This window comes from Zunongwangia sp. SCSIO 43204 (genome assembly GCF_019904275.1).
Classification (GTDB): domain Bacteria; phylum Bacteroidota; class Bacteroidia; order Flavobacteriales; family Flavobacteriaceae; genus Zunongwangia; species Zunongwangia mangrovi.
This window is the reverse complement of sequence record NZ_CP063204.1, coordinates 591,696-610,783: the sequence shown is the minus strand read 5'-3', so window position 1 is coordinate 610,783 and position 19,088 is coordinate 591,696. Positions and strand designations below refer to the sequence as shown.

Here is a 19,088-nt window from a genome sequence, read left to right as displayed (position 1 = left end):
GTTTTGTTTGGCATCACAAATATACTTTAAAAAGACAACTGAGAAAATGAAAACACCAATATCATATTACGGCGGTAAGCAAAATCTAATTACTACCATCTTACCTCTTATACCAGATCATACTACTTACACCGAAACCTTTGTTGGTGGTGGAGCAATATTTTGGGCAAAGCCAAAAAGCGAATGTGAAATCATAAACGACTATAATAGAGAACTTATAAACTTCTATGAGTGCGTGCAGAATGAGTTTGTAGAACTTGAGAAAATGGTACGAATTAGCTTGCATAGCAGATCCCTTCACAATGATGCAACTGTGATTTATAATAATCCTCACATGTTCTCCAGGTTAAAAAGAGCCTGGGCGGTTTGGGTTTTAGCTGCTCAATCATTTAGTTCAATGCTGGATGGTTCATTTGGTTATGATAAACTAAGAGGAACTACAAGTACAAAGATTGGATCAAAAAGAGAAGGATTTACCATTGACTTATCTATTCGAATGCAGAACGTACAGGTAGAATGTACTGATGCTTTAAGAGTTATTAGCTCCAGAGATCATGCTGAAGCTTTCCATTATTGCGATCCTCCATATTTTAATAGCGATTGTGGTCATTATGATGGCTATTCTATTGAAGACTTCGAAAACCTCTTAAAAACGCTCTCTGCGGTTGAAGGGAAGTTCTTACTTAGCAGTTATCCGAGTGACATACTTGCTGAATATACCAAGAGAAATGATTGGTATGTAAAGACTTTGGAACAATCTGTAAGTGTAGCCAATGGAACAGGAAAACCGGGTAAAAAGAAAATAGAAGTATTAACCGCTAACTATGATCTTTCAAATCCAAAAGACCATTTAAAGCTATTTTAAATGGTCTTTAAATGCCGATTAATATTATATTGCATTTGAATTTTTTTTGTACAATTCAATTTACATTAATGTACAATTCGATTTCGCGATTATATAAGAAGTTAATTTATCTTCAATATCACATAATTTTGCCATTCGTTTTATTTTAGAATTGTATCGATGCAAGGCATCTTTATATTGAAGTTTAGGTTCTTCTCTTTTTATTATGTAAATAATTCTACTAGTCTTTTTATAGGTATAATAGTTTAACATCCCTTCAATTGATTTAGTAATTTTCTATCATATCCCTTGCTGTTCTTTTTACTTTGAAAAAGGATTCTACAGTCTACGATGTTTTCGATTATAATAAAGCTAAATCAATAAATGATAAATAAGTTAAGAGAAAGTCCATTATTTTTATTGGTCTCAGAAAATGGGATTTAAGCTCTACAATTATTGCTGCACTTGAGTATTTCGAGAAAATCTCTATTTTGTGTGGTATGAGTTATCAAAGAAAGGTGAGCCATACTGTAAGTCATTTGACTTGCCATATTGTTTTGGTTAACAAAATATGGATACAATATACTTAGAGGGGTATTCAAATTCTTTGTTGTGAACTTTTGTTCGAAATTTGTGAGGCTGAAGGAATAGAAATTATGAAAGGTGTTGTAAGTTCTGATCAGGTTCACATGTACATTGAACATGCACCAAAGTTGAATGTAAGTAGCATATTGAAGACACTTATAGGAAGAACATCACGAAAGCTTTAAGAAGAATTTCCAAGATTGAAGTAAGGTTATTGGGACAAAATTTCTGCCTGCAGACCAGGTAGATCTGGGCGTGGGGTTATGGAGTTCGGGAAATATTACTGATGAAATGGTCAAGGACTATTTAGCACATCATCGTCGAGATTCGAGTAATAATTCCGATTTAATATTAGAAATAGTAAAAGGGAACTTTTAATCCTGAGTATTAATAAACCTCTGTACTGGCAATGTAGAGTTGTTTAGTTAACTTGAGTGGATTGGTAAAGAATGGATTATGTGAAAAAAAATTATGTAGTTCTTTAGTTTAATATCTATAAGGGCTTAGAAGGGATTCTCATCAATTCATCAAAAAAATCCAGAAAATAGAACGCTTATGAAAGCAAAGAAAATATGCTGTGAACATGCCCGTAATCTAGACATTTACTTGTACTCGCTAAATTAGGTCATTATCCTAGCAAAACATCGGTGAAAGAAGCCTGGTTACTGAGTCCCCAGGGGTCAGAAAGATAGGCCTCTTCCATGTCTCTTATCATAAAAACAGATGGTACGACTTCGGATTGTGAAGAGGAAACTGCCTCGATCTGATTATTGAACTAAAACAATGTTCCGTAGTTGACGCTTCACAATTTCTAAGGTGAAGTTTTAGTTGTATTCGAGAAGGAGATGCTATTGATTTTAACGACTTTCCATTTTGAGAAAGTAATTATCATTTTAGTTGATTTATTTTGATATATGAAAGATCAAATCTTTCTCCAAAAGTTCACAGGTCGTCAACATATAAACACGTAGAATGATTAAGTTATTGTTTTTTGTTTGTTGTGAGCTAGGTTCGATTCTTGAAACAACGCATTGAATTTGATAAAGTTTCAATGAAATATAAAAACAAGATATTTAAAATACCTAAGATCTTAAGCAGGACAGTTCAGTATGAGTTTCTAAATAAATAGTTACAATTTAGCACTAATTTTATCTCGAATGGTGGGGAACATTCAAAATCTAAAAGATGCTTGTATGAGAAATGGTACTTTCAAAAATGCTTTTATTTTTCTTCTATTTTTATGTTCAATTTTAACGAATCTTGGTGCACAAAATAATCTTATTAAAAACGACCAATTTTGGGAAACTGTAGACGGAAAGCCAATTTATAGTCAGGGTGGTGGGATTTTTCAATTTAAAGATCCCAAAACGGGAGAACAAAAATACTACTGGTATGGCGCTTATTACAAAGAAGCTGAACTTTATCGAAACGATTATACCCAAACTTATACAAAGGACAATTTTGTAGCCGTTACCTGTTATAGTTCTACAGATCTTACTAATTGGACATTTGAAAATTATGTTTTTGAGAAAGAAGAAGCGCTTGTACATGACGAAAATACACGTTGGATGGGACGTTTAGGTGTTGTTTATGTACCAGAAATCGATAAATATGCGCTGCTGGTTCAGCATAATGCAGGTGTCTTAATTGCTTTATCAGATTCGCCAACAGGAAACTTTAGATGGGATAGGAAATTAGATATGACCAATCGTATTGGTACGCCAAATACTGGAGATCAAAGTGTTTTTACAGATCCAGATTCTGGTAAATCTTATCTTGTGTACTCCTATGGGCGCGGCCGAAATAAAATCTATATTTCAGAAATAGGTTTAAAAGATGGTAAAGTAGATCTTTTAGAAGTAACCGAGATTTTTAGAGGTAAAGGTCGTGAGGGAAATTGTATGTTTAAGTACAAAGGTAAATATTACGTTTTTGCTTCAAATCTTTATGGTTGGGATTCTTCGTATGCTTATTATTTGGTTTCAGACGATATTAATGGTCCCTATCTGCCTACCAATAAAATGCTGATTACTCCTGGTAGTATCGAAGATTATGCGCACGTCACACAAACTGGCTTTTTTGTAAATGTAAGAGGCGAGAAAACTGAAACTATAATGTATTGCGGAGATCGATGGGCAAATTTTGCTGGAAATGGATTGGGTTATAATCAATGGGTGCCATTATCGTTTCAGGAAGAAACGCCGTACTTCAATTCTTTGAATAGCTGGATACTGAATGAAAAAACTGGTGAGTGGCAGGTTGCTGCAGATAATAATTATGTTAGAAATCCTAGTTTTGAAGCTGATAGAAGAGCAATTCCATCTACCGTAAAACCCATTCAGGAGCAATTAAAAGGCTGGACAACCAAAGTTTATCAGGGCAATACCATTGTGATAGGAGATAAGGAATCACCTCAACTAAATTATTTTAATACCACAGAAGATCGAAAATATGTGATTGGCGAAAAAAGTTTAAATATTCATGATAATGTTGTTTTTCAGCGCAAAGTATATCAAAGCATAAGCAGTACTCCTTTTGTAAATTTAGAAGAAGGAAGTTATACCTTAACAGCAAAAGTGAAAACTAATTCTTTATTTAAATCATTAGAAATGTATGCTGAAAGCGCTGGTACTACACAAAAAATCGAAATAAATAAGGAAGCAGACGCTTGGAAAAGCATTGTTCTGGAAAATGTAAATGTAAAAAACGGAAAAGTTGAAATTGGTTTTAATGCTGAAGGAAACCCGGGAGCCAGTGCACAAATCGACGATATTTCTTTGGTTAAAAATCTATAAAAATAACTGCATTTTTTGTAGAATTTTGGTTTTAAGAAAAGAACCGAATTCTATAGAATCTTAAGCAGAAACTTCAATAATTAGAAAAACGGCATTGTTGGAAAGCGCTTCAAATTCAATTAAATCTGTTTCCCAAAAACAAATCCCATCTCCTGTTTCTAAAAGTCGGTCATTAACTTCAAAAGCACCGCTAACAACATAAATGAAAGTTTTGTGATTAAATTGCACCCGCGATTCTCCCTTTTGTCTGCCTTCATATTTTCCCATTTTTAAGGAAGCATTTATGGCGTAATTCTGAAAAATTAAATTCAAACTATTAGGTTTCAAATTGAAGTCGGTTATCTTTTTATACCCCATCCCGGCCAGAAAATCGATGCGTAGAAAACTTATTTCGTAATCCTCGTAAGGATTATTAATTCGTAATAAGCTTGATTTCGGTTTAAATTCAGAATAAAACTGACTAATATGCACAAAATTGTCTGATCCTGCAGCAACTTCTATTCCGCCAAATGTGGGTATAATTAAGCTCAAAACATTTTCAGAATAATTGAGAAAGGTTTGCTGATTCGATTTTAGAATATTTAAACTGAAATGAATTAAACTTCCGAAGCTATTTTTGCTATTAATCGTTTCACAAATATTGAAATTCTCTGTTCTAATTAAGTTTCTGCGATTAGCCGTAAATATCTTTACCTGTTTTGTGGGATTCATCTTAACTATTTTAAAAGCCTGGAAGCAGGTAGGGATGCTACCAGGCAGGGTTTACTCGGTAACCGAGCTTAATTGTTTTTCTGAAATATTTTATTCAAGCTTTATCGATTTTAAGTTGAAACTTTAATGGTATGCGCTAATTCGTAGCCGTCGTCTATAGATCCGGTAATAGTGCAAAGTTCATTTTCGATACCATCACTAAATACATTATCTGTACTGTTGTAGGTGTAACCAGACATTCCTTTAGTGTAACCATAGCTGCTGGCCTGGTTTACATTGGTTACGGCACTATCACTACCTTCTGGAAAAGCAATTTGTGTAACCAATAAAGATTTTCCCAGATTATTGTAAATATGAACATGAATATGCGTGGCGCGACCACGATACCAGCCCGGGAAAATGCTTTTAAATCGAACCATACCATCTTCGTCTGAGATTTGCCTTCCTCTTAAAAAGTGATTAGAACTATAATCTGTAGATTGCATTCCGGTACCGCCATATTCAGAATAATTACCGTCTTTATCGCAAAGCCAAATGTCTACAACTGCATTTTCCAGAGGAGAACATTCAGTATTTACATTTTCAATCATTAAATTGATGTCCAGATCTATTCCTGTTCTGTCGCCAATAATATCTACACGTTCCCAGGAATCTGGAGATTTAGTAGGGAATGGGCCCTGGGTTTCAGAATTTGTAACGGCACAATCTGTAGAAATATCTACATCGGTCTCGGGGATATTTTCTGAAGTTTCAGCATTTGTAGAATCTGAGCTGCAGGCGTCTAAAAAGTGAAGTGTTGGGATAGACATGCCAACTAATCCAAGGCCTTTTAAAAATTTCTTTCTGTCCATATTCGATAGTTTTAGTATTAATTTTTAGAGTGAAGCGAATGCTTTAGTTAAATTTTCGAGTGACGAAAATGAGGTCTTCAAAACTGAAGTTTAAGCTTAGTAAATGGAAGTTTTCTTTTATTAATCCGTTATTGATATTTCCCTGGGTTCCGTAGGAATAACTAAGATTTATCATGCTTTTATCCTGCTTATTTAAAGGAAAACCAATCCCTAGGCTTAATCCGTATTTTGATATTTTTTGATCGTTAATTTCAAGATTTCCAGAATCGTAATAAGCCCCGGCGCGATATTCTAAGTGATTAGCATAAATCAGTGGATTGCTATTGGGTAATGGTGAAAAGCTAAACCCAAGATTGAAAAAGTCCTGATCTGTAAATTTACCCAGCGCGTCAGATTGATTGGTAGAAGACCAAAAATGACGTTTATAATCGGCCAAAACATCAAAACCATCCATAAGTTTTAATTGTAAACCAAAGCCTAATTCTAGCGGAAGATCAAAATTATCTACTTCGTTTTCTTCTACGATTCCGGCCACAATTTCGTCATCAGCGTAATATTGAGAGATGGTTCTGGTTTGTGAGCCGCTTAAGCTTACTGGAGTTTTAGCCGTAAGACCTAAGCTGATGCTTTTAGAAAGATCATATTGTAAACCGGCACCAAAACGAAAACCAGAATAATCATTTTCGTCTGCGATGTATAAAATGTTAGACTGAATATAATTGAACTGCGTTTCTGTAATTTCGCCAAATAATAAGGAAGCGTTTGCACCAAATCTCAGTTTATCGGTAAGTGCGTAACCGTAAGAAAGCATAAAATTATTGAGTCCGCCATTACCTTCAGCTTCAGTTTCAAAAAGCTCAGAAGAACCTTCTATGGGAGAATACAATCCAGAAACTTCATAACCAACATCGGTTTTAGGCATTAGGGAAAGTGCAATCCCGCTGCGATTATTAATCGCCATTCCTAAAGCCAGGTTACTAAAATTTCCAGAAGTAATGTGTTCACTATCCCGGTTTTGTTCTAAATATTTACTCTCCAGCTTAAAGCCAATATTATAAAAAAGACTGTGCTGATTTATGCCACCAAGACTGGCCGGGTTTAATAAGTTTAGCGAATTTGCTGAAGTCATGGCAAGCCCTGCATAACCCAACCCATCATTTTTGCCCGTACTTAATGGATTTTCTAAACCCAAACCATATAAAGAGTAAGGCGAGCTGGAAAGGGAATTAGAATTTTGCGCTTTAATTTGGGTAAAGCCAATAACTACCAATATTGCCGTAAAGAGCTTATTCATCTTCATTATAGATCGCATATGTAATTTGTAATTTCATTCGATTATCTTCAGCGGCATTTGGCCCGTAGATCACATAGCGATCTACTGAATTATTAAAATTTGGGCTGTAAATCGCTAAATATTGATCCTCGTTTTGAGTGTCTTCAATTAGATTATCTAAAAAGTATTTTAGCGACAAACTGTACTCTAGCGTATTAAATTCATCGCTCTCTTCTGTAATTAGAGCATAAGATTGAGTGCCTAAATAATTGTAAACATTATCTTGTACCTCTGTACGTTGATTTATAATGTAAACCGGTAGTGAATCCTTAACTCCGTAATTCACGTTGTTTCGATCTACTTTTATTTTGAAGTTTAAAATCGCATTGGTAATCGAACCAGAACCCTGAATATCATTAAGACTTTGTTTAAAATTTGGGAACTCTATGCGAGTGGCGATACCGGTACCAGATTGAATAAAAACCTGGTTATTGGTTTGCGAAGAAGGGACTTGATCTAATTGATCTTCGATTCCTGAGAAATAAGTACCCTGGTGATTAGACTTTATTTGATGAAAACTTTCTGAAGTATTTACAGAAAAATCGATAAACTTATCATCATTTTCAATTTCATCTTTAATGCTATAATACAGTCTTAAATAACTATTTTCTTTACTGAAACTAATAACGCTGCTATTATTCAGCGAATCTGGAACGATCGCCAATCCATATAATACGTTATTAAAGTCGTTATTGCTACTAATCTCATCGTTTAGAATTTTATCAAATAATTCCTGACCTAAATCTGCAGATATACTTATTTGAATGCTATCGTTTTGATGCGGTCGCGGAGAGTAATTAAAAGTAGAAAGAGAAGAAGGCTCAATTTCAAAATCTGAATTTCTATAAAGATCTGAATTCTCATCGGTTTCAATCTCTTCAGCTAAACGATAAATATTTAAAGACTCAACATTAGTGGTATCAGCAAAACTATAAGAATCATAATTTAGAATAAGACTAATAGAATCGAATTCAGCTTCATCTTCAATAGTAAAAGTCTCGCCCGTGAATTTTAAAAAGGAAGAGGCTGTGGTTCTTCCAAATATATCGTCTTTGTAGGATCCAATTAGAAGATTATCTGCACTGTTAACAATAAGACTATCAAATTGAAATGTGGTAGCTTCAATCGCTAAAGTATCGAAGGTGTATACTTTAATAGCACTGTTTATCCAATCTTCACCAACACTAATACTTTCTTGATCATTACTGCAGCTAAAGAGGAGAACAAAAAATAGTACTCCAAAACATCTAAAATAGACTGACTTCATAAACTAAAATTTGAGCGAACCTATCTAATCTTTTTATGTGTAAAAATTAGAATAGACCAACCCAAAGCCTTTATCTACCAGGCTGAAATTTGTGACTATAAATGCTTTTTTGGAGATTTATAGTCTGCTTTTTCCTGTTGGTAGATTGATATTGCAGGTTTGTAGACTTCATTTTTTGGACTGAGATTCCTGCTATAGGTTTGGCGAAATTTTGATCCTGAAATGAGTAAAAACATCATAGTTATCCTGTTACTATCTATTGGAGCCAGATCTTATAGTCAGCAAGACGAAAGCATAATTTCCCTCGATTATGCTTTGGCTCCTTCAGGAGATGATCAATTAGATTATAATAAGAAGCAGATAAAGCTTACTTATCCGATAAAATTTGGGGATTTCTCTTTTAAGAATAGCCTTTACGCTGCTGCGCATCAATACTCATATAACGACTTGTCTACAGAAATTCAATATGATACCGATACTTATTATAAGTTGACTTATCAACCTGAAATAAACTATCAATGGACTAATGATTTTGGAGTTTTTGGATTCGCAGATATAGGTATAAGTTCCACTCTTGAAGAAAAACTGGACTCCAATGGTTTTATTCTGAATTATGGCGCCGGTATTTCTTTAAGTCTGAAAAAAACTATCCTCAAAAATATCGAATTAGGGCTGGCGTATAACACGATTTTTGGAGAACAGCAATTTACGCCTTTAGTGAAAGCCAATTTTCAACTATCTGAAGCATTTAGTCTTCAGGCAGGATTTCCACTTTCTAAGTTAGCATATAAGATCAATAACAGGCAAACTTTAAGTCTGCAGCATCTTTATTCAGGTAATCTATTTAATGATTATGCTTCAGGTGAAATGGTAGAAATGCAACAGGTTTCTACAAGTCTCGACTATAACTTAATGTTGGATACTCATTGGGGTATTCACTTTTCAGCAGGATATTTTCATAAAAACAATATTCAGCTTCATTCAGAAAAAACAACTATTCAATCTTACAGCAATCCGGGAATGACATTCAGCACCGGATTCCAATTTAAATTATAAACAATGAAATTACATTTTAAAGAAAAGAGTTTTTTGATCGCCTTAGCGGCAATAAGTATGCTATTTCAGGGATGCTCTAGTGACGATGATGATTACGAAAGAGGAAACTGGGTTAGACGCAGCGTCTTTGATGGAGTTCCTCGAAGTAACGCGGTTTCCTTTACCATTGATGGTTTGGGGTACATGGGAACCGGTTACGACGGGGACGATTATATGAACGATTTTTGGGCGTATCATATCGAAGGGGATTACTGGGAGCAGGTTGCAGATTTTCCTGGTACACCGCGTAGCGCCGCAAGTGCTTTTGCTTTAGATGGTATTGGTTATGTAGGAACTGGTTATGACGGGGATAACGAACTTAGCGATTTTTATTCCTATAATCCAGGATCTAACTCCTGGTCACCAATTGCAGATTTTGGTGGGGGGAACCGTATCGCTGCTGTGGCTTTTGGTATTAATTCTTATGCTTATATGGGAACCGGAAACGACGGTGATAATGATAAAAAAGATTTTTATAAATACGATCCTGTTAGTGACGAGTGGAGCGAGCTTGTTGGATTTGGAGGAGAAAAAAGACGATATGCTACTAGTTTTACCATCGATGATTATGTGTATATGGGAACCGGAGTTAGTAATGGTTTGTACAAAGAAGATTTTTGGCAGTTTGATCCAGCAACTGAAACCTGGACGCAATTAACAGATCTGGACGAAGAAGATGATTATTATTTAACAAGATCTAATGCTGTAAGTTTTAGCATCGATGGAATGGGATATTTGTCTTCTGGTTATAACGGTGGAGCCATGACAAGTACCTGGGAGTATGATCCTTTAACAGATGAATGGGAAGAGATTACAGATCTTGAAGCAACGGTAAGACAGGATGCGGTAAGTTTTAGTACAGGATCCAAGGCTTTTGTACTTATGGGAAGATCTGGAAGTTTATACTTGGATGATATTTACGAATTACATCCACAAGAGGAGTACGATGATGAAGATTAATTGTTTGATTTAGCTCATGTAACCCGGAGTTTTTGATGGTTCTAGAACTATCATTGGTGTGGTAAATTTATTACCTTTTAAAAGCTCCGGTTATTAATTATAAGCGATTATTTAAAAAGATAGGAATGAAACTAGCATTTAAAATTTTTCTTCTTTGCGGAATATTACTGGCTATTTTATTTAGTTTTGAAATTCAGGATGCTCAGCCAGATAACTTTAAGTACGAAGTATTTGAGAACGGTTCAGGCTATGGATATGATATTTTGATAAATAAAAAGATCGTGATTAAACAACAATATATCCCGGGATTAAGCTCGAAGCAGCAATTTTGTAGTGCTGAAGATGCCGAGAAAGTAGCCAGACTGGTAAATACAAAGCTTAATTATGGATCTAGCCCCAGTGTTACTTCTGAAGAAATTAGTGATTTGGGAATTCATATTAAATGTAATCCATAATGGGAACTTTTACTCTGGAAAGAAAGCGTAAAATTGTTATTCATATCTCTGTATGGATCACATTTATCATCTTCAACATACTTCAGGGAGTTTTAAATCGAGGTACGGTTGAATTTCATTCCCTTTTTGTACTATCTTTTAATATTTTTATTTTCTATTTCAATTATGGCATTTTGGTGCCAAAATTATTACTGAAAGAGAAGACCTTTTTTTATGTAATATCGGTAATAGGATTGGCTTTGTTGGTTTTTGCGATAAGTCATTATAGCATGCCAGAACCTCCAAGAATGCAACACGAATTTGGTGATGCAGGTTCAGGAAATATGCCTCCGCCACCAGATAATGGTCCGCGTTTTTTCTTTTTTCTTCCGGTAATCATTCATTTGGCTTTTATCATGGCAGGAACTGCTATAAAAGTTTATGAAGCCTGGATTAGAAACGAAAGAAATAGAAAGGAAATCGAATCTCAGAAGGCTAAAACTGAATTACATTACCTTAAAAATCAGCTTAATCCTCACTTTTTATTCAATTCTCTAAATAGTATTTATAGTCTTACTTCAAAAAAATCTAATGATGCTCCTGAAGCGGTGATCACACTTTCAGAATTAATGCGTTATATGTTATTTCAGGCAGATCAGGAGTTTGTTTTGCTTAAAGATGAGGTAGAATATATTCAAAATTACCTACGCTTGCAGCGTTTACGCATTGCGAATAATGAGAATGTAAAACTTAATATTCGCGGAGAACTAAATCAGCAAAAAATAAGACCTTTATTACTAATTTCGTTTATCGAAAATGCGTTTGAATACGGCACAGATTTTAAAGGAAATACGCTGGTAAAAATTGAGATCGAAATTGTACAAAATGAACTTCAATTTAAATGCGAAAACATTGTTGGACGTAAGAAAAAGGCTAATGAAACTTTTGGTATTGGTTTAAAGAATACCAAAGAACAGCTTAATTTGCTGTATCCTAATAAGTACAGCCTGAAGATCGAAGATGATTCAGATTATTTTTCAGTATTTTTAAAATTAAAGTTGAATTAATGAACTGTCTTATTGTAGATGATGAGCCTTTGGCGGTAGATGTTATTGTTTCTTACGTAGAGCAGGTGGGAGATATTAATATTGTTGAAACCACCAATAATCCACTAGAAGTTATTCGTATTCTAAAACAGCATCAGATCGATCTGGTATTTTTAGATATCGAAATGCCGAATCTTAATGGGATCGATCTGGTAAAAACCTTAGATCATCTTCCTCAATTTATTTTTACAACGGCTTATCCGCAATATGCTTTAGACGGTTTTAATTTAAACGCTACAGATTACCTGGTAAAACCAATCCCTTTTTCACGATTTTTAAAAGCGGTATCCAGAGCAAGGGAAGTTTATGAGCTGAAAAAAAGTAGAGAAAACGTAGCAGAACCTACTAAAGTAACCGAAATCATTCCGCCTAAAGACTATATTTTTGTAAAAGCTGAATACGAAAATATAAAAATAGATGTTCCTGACATCAGATATATGCAAGGCTTAAAAGATTATATTAAAATTTACACCCATTCTAGGACCAAAGCAATTCTAACCCTTAGTAGTTTTAAAGAGATACTTGATAAATTACCTGAAAAACAATTTTTAAGGGTGCACCGCAGCTATGTTGTGAATATTAATGCAATTAGGGCGGTTCTAAAACGCAAAATAATTATTGATGATATACGTATCCCTATAGGGGAAACTTATAAAAATGAAGTGTACAAGCAATTGAATATTCTGGGTTAAATAAAAAGTAGTTTTAGGAGTAGACGTTTCGAAAGAAACTTTAGCCTTATGTCCTTACCATCTAACGGTTACCTTAGTAAAAGAGTTTAAAGCTCCTTTTGAAGTAAGTAATGATAGAAAAGGGTATAAGAAATTAATTCATTGGTGTACTAAAAAAAGGTATCCAAATGTGATCTTTAGATTGTAATCGGATCAACTGGGGTTTATCATGAAATGTTTGTCTATTATCTCTATGAAGTTGGATCAGGTTGAAATTACGGGCGACGGCAACACGTTGCCGCAACACCTAGCAGATGGCTTATGGGTTTTCTTTTCTAAACTGGGCAATGGTATTGTGATCGGGTTTTAAGTTTTAATCAGCCGGATCACTTCAAAGTTAGGATAAGCCTCTTTTTTCCAATCTTCAGGAAGATCGCATCTGATTCATATAGCTATAGATAAAGAGTTTGAGCAGATTTCGCATCATAGGGCGGCCTCCCTTAAGTGGCTATGGTTTGAAAGCCTATCTGTAATAAATAAAGTAAGTTGACAAATTAATCAATGAGTCGTACGCTATTATCCTAGGTAATCATATCATCTAAACAGGTTGCGTAAAGACTAAGCTGTTCCCGATCTTGTCCTTGTTAGTATGCCATATCCTAAACATACGAAATTCTTAAGTTTTGAGACAGTCTGACAATTTTATATATGATAAATAGCGTTACAAGTTAGCAAATATTTTCCATTACGTCTCAAGCTAAATCTTTTGCATTTTGTAACTACTTTTATATTTTAATTTACTATATACTGAAATTTTCGTACCAAAAAACAGCTTAGCTATTTGTTATATACGGTGATGTGGGTAGTATTTTTTCCGGTGCTATTTCTAGAATTTCTCCTTTCTTAGCTATAACCAAAGGGCTTTTTTTATAGCGTTTAAATTCCACTAATTTTTGGTATGATTTTTCAAGTCCTGCAACTATTTTTTTTCTCTTCTCTTTTAATTCGGTTTTTCTATCCATTGTATTTTCTATTTAAATTATGCCAAATTTTTGCATTTCCGATTTCTTCATCTTCTTTAGCACCTTCGGCAATAATTTGATATGGTTCTCCTGAATTATCAATAAACATCCAGTCATCAACCAATTCTTTAAAAATAGTAAAAAAATTTTTTAGCCCGTTTTCATATCTTCTACGAATGACATTTTCTGGAATACGATGTCCGCCTTCTTTAACTCTTGTTTCGACACGCTTTACTGCAAGGTTTTGAGAACTAAGCAAAAGAAAAGTATTGTGACAGAAAATCCATTTTTTTGAGCTTCTAAAACAAAGTTCTGATAACTTCTGGTTGATAAAGTTGTTTCAAATGCAAAATCTTGTTCTGAATTAACTAATGTTTTTATTTTTTATAACATTAACCTTCCTGCTTGAATTCCTGCTCTTTCTGGTTTAAATGGGGATAATCCTTTAGCAATCTCATCAGCATTCACAAATTCATCACATTCCAAAATTTCGGGTAGAATAGTGTAGGAGGCCGTTGTTTTTCCTGCTCCGTTACATCCTGCTATGATATATAGTTTTTTCATTTACCAAAATTCATAGCAAATATAAATTAAATTTTTTTTCTTTTACGGTTCTTTAAATATTACCTGGATTCCATAACTCAACGCTCATATCCTTAGACCAAAAAATACAAATGATTATCCTTCAAAGAAAGGCTCATTATAAAGAAAGGCTCATTATCCAGACACTGATCGATGAAGAAAAAAACAATGCCTTTATCGCCAAAAAGCTTAACAGAGCCAGATCTACCATATCCAGAAAAATCAATAAGTTTGTCGTCAAAAAAGATGATAAATATGATGCAACATTACCCAATTGGTTAGTAAAGGACGACTATCTCAGCAAAAGAAACCTTGATAAAATTAGTACGCATATAAAATTAATCAAACTACTAGCCAATCAAAAATCACAACGCAGAAAAGCTAATGCAAATACTAAAAGTGGTTGGAAAATAAAAGATATCATCATACCATAAGAAGACATTCCTCTTTAGGAAACAGGAATATTAAAGAATTTGAATTAGATATATAATCACAAACTGGCAGCATAGTCACTCAACCTAAAGTTGACATTTTTGTTGGAAGTGCAAAGAATCCAGACCTACATAAAGTCCTGTAGAATTTATCATTTTAGTTGATTTATTTTGATTAAATTTGATTTATGAAAGATCAAACCTTTCTCCGAAAGTTCACAGATCGTCAACATATAAACACTGATAACGATTAAGTTATTGTTTTTTAGTTAGTTACGAACCTAGGTTCGATTCCTGGCGAGGCTACAAACCCAAAAAGGGATTAGAGTTCAACCTCCAATCCCTTTTCCTGACTTTAAAACTTACTAGAACTAATTCCGCCGCCTTTACAAAGCAGCAGAATAATCAAAAAACAAATAACTGCCAGAACAATTAATATGATTTCCAGCATAACTTAATTTTTAATGGCCTCGCAAAAGCTTTTTATATCTTATTCAAGCTGATTTGAAGAACTTTCTCTGTTATAGCTTTATACTTGCCGATTTTATTTTTATTGCTGAAGTTGCGCTACAACCTCCTGCCATTCTTTAATTTCAGGGATTCCCGGTTTTCTTTTTCCGAAGAATTGTACGATCAATTCGTCATTATCGTCAAAACATTCTATTGAAGTTACAATGCCATCTTCGGTTGGTTTTCTAACCACCCAGCAATTTTCGACTTTTTCCATATTTAGATGAAGATTAAAATCTGGATCCATGATATTAAACCATTGCTGGTGCCATAGCGTTTTTTTAATGTCACCGGTATGAATTTGAATATTTCCGCGATTTCCAACAAATACCATGATAGGCACTTGTTTGCTGGCAACGATTTCTAACATTTTTACGATGTTATTTTTATCAATTTTATCGGCGTAGTAGGCACTAGGCGCTAATTTTAAAGCCTGTGTACGACTTATATTGTGTTTTTTAAGAAGTCCAAAGAAGTGATGCGTATCTTTTAATTCTTCCCAAGATTTTTGGAAGCCTGCAAGATCAACTTCTTCATCGCGCTTATAATTCTTTTCTTCAGAAAAAGGCCTAATTTCTAAATCGGCCGATTGCTCTTCAGCTTTATATTTTTCAACTAAATTTTTATAGGATTCAATATTACTTTGCGGTGTAAGATAGATTTTATGAATTGCCATACCATCTTCAGCAAAAAACTGAAGACTAAGGCGTTCTTTTCCGCGAGCCATTTCAGAAACAGCAAAGGCAAAAGCCCAATGCATAAAGAAAATTCTTAGGTCGATATCTTCGCCTACAAAAAGGCCAACCGGCGATTTGCCAATCGATGGGTTTAAATAGTTTCCTTTTCTTTCGTGTACACAACTTTCGTTTCGGGTTAGAGCCATTACTTTTCCTAAAGATTCAATTTCCTGTAAAATTTCTTTAGGTTGATTCACCAATCGGGTAACGCCATTACCAATTTTTGTGGCAAGCAATTCGGCTTCACTTACATTTAGTGCCTGTGCAGCATTACGTATTCTTAGTTGAGGTTGCTCTTCTTTAAGAGTTTCCCATTGTTGTTTTAAACTTGTTGTACTCATGGGTTAATATTTTGAATTATTGAGGTTGATTTTTCCTCACCAAACACGATCATAGGTGTTTGTGCGAGAGGGTGAGACATTACCTTGCAGGGAAAATCGTAAACATCGCAAATGGTTTTAGATGTAAGCACTTGTTTAGGATTACCATACTTTACCATTTTACCATCTTTAAGCAAGAGAATACGATCTGCAAATTGTGCAGCAAGATTTAAATCGTGCATAACAATAGCGGCCATATTGCCTTTTTTTACAAAGCCTTTAACCGCTTCTAAAACTTTATGCTGATAATAAACATCCAGGTTGTTGAGTGGTTCGTCCAGCAGCATTAATTTTTCCTGAAATTCGTTGTTTAGCTGTGCAAATATTCTGGACAAATGAACGCGTTGTTTTTCCCCGCCAGAGAGTTGGTTATAAGATTTATCCTTAAAAGCGCTCATTTCGGTAAGTTTTAAACTTTCAGAAACTACTTTTAGATCATCAAGATTTGGCTTGTTGGCAAAATAAGGGTAGCGGCCCATCATAACTACTTCGTTTACCGGTAACGGAATATCCTGTTGGTGATGTTGGCTAAATTTAGCCCTTGTTTTTGCAAGCTTTGCTGTGGTCCATTTTTTAATTGATTGTTGCTGAAAATTAATTTCTCCTGAATAGTTGATTTCTTCAGTTAGAGCTTTAAGCAAAGTGCTTTTTCCGGCGCCGTTTGGGCCAATGATCACAAAAAGTTCCCTCGGTTGGATATTAAAGTTAATATCCTGAAGAAGTCGCCTCGTTTTTATGCTGATGTTTAACTGGTTAACGGCTAACATTATAAAGCTTTTTTAAATTGAAGAAGAATTAAAATAAAAACCGGAGCGCCCATAAAAGCGGTAATAATTCCTATTGGGATTTCGATAGGAGCTAAAGTGGTTCGGCTAATAATATCTGCAGTAAGCAGCAATAAACTGCCAAAAACGGCAGAGAGCGGTAAAATGATGCGGTAGTCAGATCCTAAAAGCAATCTTAGGATGTAGGGAACAATAAGTCCTACAAAAGCAATTGTTCCTGCAAACGCTACTGAAGCTCCTACAACTAAAGAGGATAACCAGATAATTTTTGCATGATATTTTTTCACTTTTATACCCAGGTGCCTGGCATTTTCTTCGCCAAGCATCATGGCATTTAAAGCTTTACCATTGCCCAATAAAAAGCTAAGGCTAACTAGGTTAATTGTAAAAAGAATAATCACTTTTGGCCAGTTGGCAGCACCAAGGCTTCCCAATCGCCAAAACGTAAGATCACGCAATTCGTCATCTTTAGAAATAAAGGTTAGAAAACCTGTAGTTGCTTCGGCCAGGGCAGCAATGGCGACTCCGGCTAAAAGCATGATCACTACATGGGTTTTTCCGTTTTTAAAAGAAATGCTATACACCAGCATCATGACTAATAGTGCACCAATAAATGCAGCGATAGAAATTAAGGAATAATGTAAAATTTCAGGAAGAAAGCTTTTTATCGTACTTCCTAAAACAATGGCTACGGCTGCAAAAAGTGCAGATCCCGAAGTTATTCCTATAATTCCTGGAGTAGCAAGTGGGTTTTTAAACATACCTTGCAAAGATGTTCCTGTAACAGCAAGTCCTGCACCCATAATTATAGCTAAGATGCTTCGTGGCATACGTACATCAAAAAATATATAAGCATCGGTAGGATTTACTGCTACAGTATCATCAAAAATGCTTTTAAATAAAAGCAGAAAGTCATTCCAGTTTAGCTGGTATACGCCCAAAAGGCTAGAGGCTATAAAAGAGACAATCAATAGAATAAAGCCTAAGGACATATACCATTTAAACTTAGTTTGCATACTGGCTAAGCTTTGTGTTAAGTTGAGCTGCAGCTTCTCCCGTTCTTGGGCCAAATCCTGTAAGTAACAAGCCGTCCATGCTAATTACCTGTCCTTTTTTAGCAGCGGTGGAATTTGCCAGGCCAGGAATATCTTTTAAACCTTCTACACCGTTTACACTTTGTAATCCGCTATCAAAAAATAGCAACACATCGGGATTGGCCTGCGCAACAGCTTCTGTAGTAAGAGGTCGGTAATCATCGTAAGTATTCATTGCGTTTTCGCCCCCGGCAAGTTCGATCATTTTTGCTACGGGAGTTTCTTTTCCGGCAACAAGCAAAGTACCAGCACCGCGGGCATAAACAAACATTACTTTTGGTTTGCTATTAAATTCCTTTAGAGCATCAAGCTCATTTTCGATGTTTTTAGTGATCTTTTTTGGAGCTTCAGTATTTAGGTCTTTCGCAACACTATTGGCTAGTTTTTTTGCTCCTTCTACAGAGTATTCTGGCTCGTAATAATGTACCGGTACTTCTAAACCATCAAGTTGAGCAGTAATATCTGCTGAAAGTTCTTTCTTAACTGCGAAAATTTGTGTTGGTTTTTGCTGAAGCAGGGCTTCAACATTTAAATTCATTACATGGCCAAGATCTGTAGCATTTTCTTTTAAGTCGGCTGGGTAAATACTGGTAACATCTACAGCTACGATTTGATCTTTATAGCCTAATTCGCTAATAATTTCGCTTAGTGTACCATTAAGACTAATAATACGCTCTTTAGCTGTTTCTTCCTGAGATTCTTGTGGTTGGTTAGCTTCAGATTCGTTGTTTTTACAACCAATTATGGCGATAAAACATAGAATACTTAATAGTTTAAATAGCTTCATATGTTATTTTTATTAAATCTAAATAAGGCAAATGTAAAATTCATTTTGAAAGAAGTCCAATTTCAAATGTTAAATTTATTTTTATTTAGATTGGTTAAAAATAATATG

At 34.7% G+C, this 19,088-nt stretch carries 20 protein-coding genes; 9 read left to right on the top strand and 11 right to left on the bottom strand.

What is annotated here, in order from left to right; translation table 11 throughout:
- Positions 1–46: 46 nt before the first annotated feature.
- The 3 genes from INR75_RS02750 to INR75_RS02740 all read left to right on the top strand — a co-directional run bounded on the left by INR75_RS02750 (position 47) and on the right by INR75_RS02740 (position 4,224).
- The gene (locus INR75_RS02750) at positions 47–865 is read left to right on the top strand and encodes a DNA adenine methylase (RefSeq protein ID WP_223090657.1); all 819 of its coding nucleotides are present in this window, start codon (positions 47–49) and stop codon (positions 863–865) included.
- A 635-nt stretch (positions 866–1,500) separates the two neighbouring features.
- The gene (locus INR75_RS20360) at positions 1,501–1,614 is read left to right on the top strand and encodes a hypothetical protein (protein ID WP_255584617.1); all 114 of its coding nucleotides are present in this window, start codon (positions 1,501–1,503) and stop codon (positions 1,612–1,614) included.
- 1,008 nt (positions 1,615–2,622) lie between these two features.
- A complete protein-coding gene (locus INR75_RS02740; RefSeq protein WP_223090656.1) occupies positions 2,623–4,224 on the top strand; it encodes a family 43 glycosylhydrolase in 1,602 nt (533 codons plus the stop codon).
- Between the two features lie 60 nt (positions 4,225–4,284).
- On the opposite strand, the gene INR75_RS02735 is transcribed toward INR75_RS02740, so the two are convergent.
- The 4 genes from INR75_RS02735 to INR75_RS02720 all read right to left on the bottom strand — a co-directional run bounded on the left by INR75_RS02735 (position 4,285) and on the right by INR75_RS02720 (position 8,386).
- The gene (locus INR75_RS02735; RefSeq protein WP_223090655.1) at positions 4,285–4,935 is read right to left on the bottom strand and encodes a hypothetical protein; all 651 of its coding nucleotides are present in this window, start codon (positions 4,933–4,935) and stop codon (positions 4,285–4,287) included.
- 110 nt (positions 4,936–5,045) lie between these two features.
- A complete protein-coding gene (locus tag INR75_RS02730; RefSeq protein ID WP_223090654.1) occupies positions 5,046–5,786 on the bottom strand; it encodes an intradiol ring-cleavage dioxygenase in 741 nt (246 codons plus the stop codon).
- 43 nt (positions 5,787–5,829) lie between these two features.
- Positions 5,830–7,080, bottom strand: coding sequence for an OmpP1/FadL family transporter (locus tag INR75_RS02725; protein ID WP_139801261.1), 1,251 nt, complete (start codon positions 7,078–7,080; stop codon positions 5,830–5,832).
- Positions 7,073–8,386 carry a DUF4270 family protein gene (locus tag INR75_RS02720; RefSeq protein WP_084840320.1) on the bottom strand — a complete coding sequence of 438 codons (1,314 nt, stop codon included), beginning with the start codon at positions 8,384–8,386 and terminating at the stop codon, positions 7,073–7,075. The genes INR75_RS02725 and INR75_RS02720 overlap by 8 nt, the downstream gene beginning before the upstream one ends.
- A gap of 222 nt (positions 8,387–8,608) precedes the next feature.
- Here INR75_RS02720 and INR75_RS02715 point away from each other — a divergent pair, with 222 nt between their 5' ends.
- The 5 genes from INR75_RS02715 to INR75_RS02695 all read left to right on the top strand — a co-directional run bounded on the left by INR75_RS02715 (position 8,609) and on the right by INR75_RS02695 (position 12,673).
- On the top strand, positions 8,609–9,442 hold the full coding sequence (locus INR75_RS02715) for a hypothetical protein (RefSeq protein WP_223090653.1): 834 nt from the start codon (positions 8,609–8,611) through the stop codon (positions 9,440–9,442).
- A gap of 3 nt (positions 9,443–9,445) precedes the next feature.
- Positions 9,446–10,441 carry a galactose oxidase gene (locus tag INR75_RS02710; protein WP_223090652.1) on the top strand — a complete coding sequence of 332 codons (996 nt, stop codon included), beginning with the start codon at positions 9,446–9,448 and terminating at the stop codon, positions 10,439–10,441.
- A 125-nt stretch (positions 10,442–10,566) separates the two neighbouring features.
- On the top strand, positions 10,567–10,896 hold the full coding sequence (locus tag INR75_RS02705) for a DUF4907 domain-containing protein (protein WP_223090651.1): 330 nt from the start codon (positions 10,567–10,569) through the stop codon (positions 10,894–10,896).
- Positions 10,896–11,942 carry a sensor histidine kinase gene (locus INR75_RS02700; protein ID WP_223090650.1) on the top strand — a complete coding sequence of 349 codons (1,047 nt, stop codon included), beginning with the start codon at positions 10,896–10,898 and terminating at the stop codon, positions 11,940–11,942. Before INR75_RS02705 ends, INR75_RS02700 begins: the two co-directional genes overlap by 1 nt.
- Complete coding sequence (locus INR75_RS02695; protein ID WP_223090649.1) at positions 11,942–12,673, top strand: LytTR family DNA-binding domain-containing protein; 732 nt, start codon at positions 11,942–11,944, stop codon at positions 12,671–12,673. Before INR75_RS02700 ends, INR75_RS02695 begins: the two co-directional genes overlap by 1 nt.
- A gap of 812 nt (positions 12,674–13,485) precedes the next feature.
- Here INR75_RS02695 and INR75_RS02690 read toward each other — a convergent pair.
- From INR75_RS02690 to INR75_RS20575, 3 genes are all read right to left on the bottom strand, one after another.
- A complete protein-coding gene (locus INR75_RS02690; RefSeq protein WP_223090648.1) occupies positions 13,486–13,674 on the bottom strand; it encodes a hypothetical protein in 189 nt (62 codons plus the stop codon).
- The gene (locus INR75_RS20580) at positions 13,667–13,933 is read right to left on the bottom strand and encodes a hypothetical protein (protein ID WP_370629879.1); all 267 of its coding nucleotides are present in this window, start codon (positions 13,931–13,933) and stop codon (positions 13,667–13,669) included. Before INR75_RS20580 ends, INR75_RS02690 begins: the two co-directional genes overlap by 8 nt.
- A 125-nt stretch (positions 13,934–14,058) precedes the next feature.
- Entirely contained in the window at positions 14,059–14,238 is a 180-nt protein-coding gene (locus INR75_RS20575) for a hypothetical protein (protein WP_370629878.1), read from the bottom strand.
- A gap of 110 nt (positions 14,239–14,348) precedes the next feature.
- Here INR75_RS20575 and INR75_RS02680 point away from each other — a divergent pair, with 110 nt between their 5' ends.
- Positions 14,349–14,690, top strand: coding sequence for a helix-turn-helix domain-containing protein (locus INR75_RS02680; protein WP_223090647.1), 342 nt, complete (start codon positions 14,349–14,351; stop codon positions 14,688–14,690).
- A 547-nt stretch (positions 14,691–15,237) separates the two neighbouring features.
- Here the strand turns inward: INR75_RS02680 and INR75_RS02675 are convergent.
- The 4 genes from INR75_RS02675 to INR75_RS02660 are packed head-to-tail and all read right to left on the bottom strand — an operon-like array spanning position 15,238 to position 18,980.
- On the bottom strand, positions 15,238–16,275 hold the full coding sequence (locus tag INR75_RS02675) for a hemin-degrading factor (RefSeq protein ID WP_223090646.1): 1,038 nt from the start codon (positions 16,273–16,275) through the stop codon (positions 15,238–15,240).
- Positions 16,272–17,081 (bottom strand): heme ABC transporter ATP-binding protein, encoded by an 810-nt coding sequence (locus tag INR75_RS02670; protein ID WP_223090645.1) that lies wholly within the window; start codon positions 17,079–17,081, stop codon positions 16,272–16,274. The genes INR75_RS02675 and INR75_RS02670 overlap by 4 nt, the downstream gene beginning before the upstream one ends.
- Positions 17,081–18,115, bottom strand: coding sequence for an iron ABC transporter permease (locus INR75_RS02665; protein WP_223090644.1), 1,035 nt, complete (start codon positions 18,113–18,115; stop codon positions 17,081–17,083). Before INR75_RS02665 ends, INR75_RS02670 begins: the two co-directional genes overlap by 1 nt.
- The gene (locus INR75_RS02660; protein WP_223090643.1) at positions 18,105–18,980 is read right to left on the bottom strand and encodes a hemin ABC transporter substrate-binding protein; all 876 of its coding nucleotides are present in this window, start codon (positions 18,978–18,980) and stop codon (positions 18,105–18,107) included. Before INR75_RS02660 ends, INR75_RS02665 begins: the two co-directional genes overlap by 11 nt.
- Between the last annotated feature and the right edge of the window lie 108 nt (positions 18,981–19,088).

What these genes read in the sequence shown, in the direction of transcription:
- INR75_RS02730 (WP_223090654.1), bottom strand. Translation starts at nt 5,786, where the DNA reads ATGGACAGAAAGAAATTTTTAAAAGGCCTTGGATTAGTTGGCATGTCT.
- INR75_RS02680 (WP_223090647.1), top strand. Translation starts at nt 14,349, where the DNA reads ATGATTATCCTTCAAAGAAAGGCTCATTATAAAGAAAGGCTCATTATC.
- INR75_RS02665 (WP_223090644.1), bottom strand. Translation starts at nt 18,115, where the DNA reads ATGCAAACTAAGTTTAAATGGTATATGTCCTTAGGCTTTATTCTATTG.
- INR75_RS02700 (WP_223090650.1), top strand. Translation starts at nt 10,896, where the DNA reads ATGGGAACTTTTACTCTGGAAAGAAAGCGTAAAATTGTTATTCATATC.
- INR75_RS20575 (WP_370629878.1), bottom strand. Translation starts at nt 14,238, where the DNA reads ATGAAAAAACTATATATCATAGCAGGATGTAACGGAGCAGGAAAAACA.
- INR75_RS02740 (WP_223090656.1), top strand. Translation starts at nt 2,623, where the DNA reads ATGAGAAATGGTACTTTCAAAAATGCTTTTATTTTTCTTCTATTTTTA.
- INR75_RS02715 (WP_223090653.1), top strand. Translation starts at nt 8,609, where the DNA reads ATGAGTAAAAACATCATAGTTATCCTGTTACTATCTATTGGAGCCAGA.
- INR75_RS02695 (WP_223090649.1), top strand. Translation starts at nt 11,942, where the DNA reads ATGAACTGTCTTATTGTAGATGATGAGCCTTTGGCGGTAGATGTTATT.
- INR75_RS02690 (WP_223090648.1), bottom strand. Translation starts at nt 13,674, where the DNA reads ATGGATAGAAAAACCGAATTAAAAGAGAAGAGAAAAAAAATAGTTGCA.
- INR75_RS02735 (WP_223090655.1), bottom strand. Translation starts at nt 4,935, where the DNA reads ATGAATCCCACAAAACAGGTAAAGATATTTACGGCTAATCGCAGAAAC.
- INR75_RS02660 (WP_223090643.1), bottom strand. Translation starts at nt 18,980, where the DNA reads ATGAAGCTATTTAAACTATTAAGTATTCTATGTTTTATCGCCATAATT.
- INR75_RS02710 (WP_223090652.1), top strand. Translation starts at nt 9,446, where the DNA reads ATGAAATTACATTTTAAAGAAAAGAGTTTTTTGATCGCCTTAGCGGCA.
- INR75_RS02720 (WP_084840320.1), bottom strand. Translation starts at nt 8,386, where the DNA reads ATGAAGTCAGTCTATTTTAGATGTTTTGGAGTACTATTTTTTGTTCTC.
- INR75_RS02725 (WP_139801261.1), bottom strand. Translation starts at nt 7,080, where the DNA reads ATGAATAAGCTCTTTACGGCAATATTGGTAGTTATTGGCTTTACCCAA.
- INR75_RS02675 (WP_223090646.1), bottom strand. Translation starts at nt 16,275, where the DNA reads ATGAGTACAACAAGTTTAAAACAACAATGGGAAACTCTTAAAGAAGAG.
- INR75_RS02705 (WP_223090651.1), top strand. Translation starts at nt 10,567, where the DNA reads ATGAAACTAGCATTTAAAATTTTTCTTCTTTGCGGAATATTACTGGCT.
- INR75_RS20360 (WP_255584617.1), top strand. Translation starts at nt 1,501, where the DNA reads ATGAAAGGTGTTGTAAGTTCTGATCAGGTTCACATGTACATTGAACAT.
- INR75_RS02750 (WP_223090657.1), top strand. Translation starts at nt 47, where the DNA reads ATGAAAACACCAATATCATATTACGGCGGTAAGCAAAATCTAATTACT.
- INR75_RS02670 (WP_223090645.1), bottom strand. Translation starts at nt 17,081, where the DNA reads ATGTTAGCCGTTAACCAGTTAAACATCAGCATAAAAACGAGGCGACTT.